Raw genomic sequence first — 2,102 nt, forward strand, 5'->3', positions numbered from 1 at the left:
GCGGGCGGCATCGACCCTTTCTTCCATAGTGGGCGGTTCGGCGTGGGTGCCGGTTTTGAAAAAGTGCTTGACTTCCCTAAAAAACCAAGGATGCCCGATACTGGCGCGGCCGATCATGGCGCCGTCGAGTCCGTATTCGTCGCGCATGCGCATGGCGGCTTCAGGGGTGTCGACATCGCCGTTGCCGAATACGGGAATGTGCATCCGTTGGTTGTTCTTTACCTCGGCAATGGGTTTCCAATCGGCCTCGCCCTTGTACATCTGGGCACGTGTACGACCATGTATGGCTATGGCCTTGCACCCAACATCCTGTAGGCGTTCGGCCACTTCGACGATCATGATGGAGCTATCGTCCCAGCCGAGACGGGTCTTTATGGTAATCGGAAGTTTGGTTCGTTCAACCATGGCCTTAGTCAGGGAGACCATCAGATCGATATCCTTTAAAATTCCCGCTCCTGCCCCTTTGCTGACCACTTTTTTAACGGGACAGCCGAAATTGATATCGATAATATCGGGATTCGATCTTTCGACGATTTCCACCGACTGCAGCATTGAATCTAGGTTAGCCCCGAAAATCTGGATACCTACGGGGCGTTCCTTTTCGTAGATATCCAACTTCATGACGCTTTTTGCGGCGTCGCGGATCAGGCCTTCAGAGGATATGAATTCCGTGTACACCACATCGGCGCCCTGCTCTTTGCATAAAGCGCGAAAGGGCGGGTCGCTGACGTCTTCCATTGGGGCGAGCAGCAGCGGGAAATCGGGAAGTTGTATGTCGGCTATTCTGGGCAAACCTATTTGATTTTAAGGATGGCAAAAATACGAAATTAGAGCCTATCCCGCTCATCGGTATTCTTCGATTTGTAATTATCCCTGATTTTTGTGTTCCCGAATTTATAGCGGAGGCCCAAAACGAACAAACGGTTTTCGGCCCTAAGCAGGGAGGTGCCGCTTTGATCGAGGTAGTTTCGAGTACTGAACTCGTTGCCTTGATTGAAGATATCCTCGACACCCAACGAGATGCTTGCCTTTGTATTCCACAGCGTTTTTCTGAACAAGAGACTCAAGGAACCATACCCATCGTATCTGAAATTTTCCGAAAGTTTAGGCCCGGTGTATAAAAAAGTAAGGTCGGCGGTCAAAGACTTATCCTCTAAAAACGTAAAATTGTTACTGGTGCTTATAAGCCAGCTGAACTGTTGGTTTTCTATTAGCGTTTTGGTGCCTAAATTTTCGAAGGTCGCCTTTTCATCAAAGAAGCTGGCAACGAGAAAGCAGTTCCAAAAATCGGTGAAATCCTTATTTATCAACAGATCAACGCCATAGCTGGTATTCCTTTTGAGATTGGAACTGATAAACCGCAACAAGCGCAGGTCATTGTCCTGAAAAACCAACTGACCCAGACTATTTTTTTCATTTTTGTAGAACAGCTCGACCGTATAGCTATTCTTAAAGGTATAGCCGCCGGCCAAATAATGACGGGTTGCAGGTTGAAGATCGGGGTCGCCCTCTATGGTCGAAAAATTGCTCTGAAAAACCAAAAACGGACTAATATCGGCGTATCGCGGTCTTTCAATTCTTCGGTAGTAATACAGATTGAAGTCATGTTTGTCATTGGGTGTATACTGAACTGAAAAAGAGGGGAATAGCTGTAGATAATCATTTTTGTTGCGCTGTGCGCCAACGTCGAGTTTGCCTGTGGTCTCTGTATATTCGGCCCGTAGTCCTGATTTGATGGTCCATAGGTCCCAACTACCACTAAAGGAAGTATAGGCGGCAAAAATCGATTCGTCGTAGCTGAAATTCCCGGTCTCGGTCGGGTCGATTCCCGGTCGGTCGCGATCGAAACCCTGTTGTGCCACCTTGCTTTTTGAATTGATCCCCGCATACCGCAGGCCGGATTCAAAGTTGGCGGATTTCCCCAAAGGAGTATTATAATCCGTTTGTATACTATAAAGGTTAATGCGTTGGTCGGAGTCGGTCGTAAAATCGTTACGCCCCGCGGGATTTCCATCCGTATCCAAAAACCCGGTATTTAAGGCCTGCCCACGTTCATAGTCGTAATAGGTGTAATGGGAATTAAGTGAAATCTCGGCCCCTAC

Annotated in this window: 2 protein-coding genes; both read right to left on the reverse strand. The window is 48.0% G+C overall.

Translation table 11 applies throughout. The annotated features are described in order from the left end of the window. Nucleotides 1–792: tRNA dihydrouridine synthase (locus ACEW8S_RS03065; RefSeq protein ID WP_373516718.1), on the reverse strand; the 792-nt coding region annotated here is incomplete at its 3' end. A 35-nt stretch (nucleotides 793–827) separates the two neighbouring features. Then, on the reverse strand, nucleotides 828–2,102 hold a 1,275-nt coding region (locus ACEW8S_RS03070), incomplete at its 5' end, for an outer membrane beta-barrel family protein (protein ID WP_373516719.1).

The organism is Pricia sp. (genome assembly GCF_041745955.1).
In the GTDB taxonomy this organism is placed as follows: domain Bacteria; phylum Bacteroidota; class Bacteroidia; order Flavobacteriales; family Flavobacteriaceae; genus Pricia.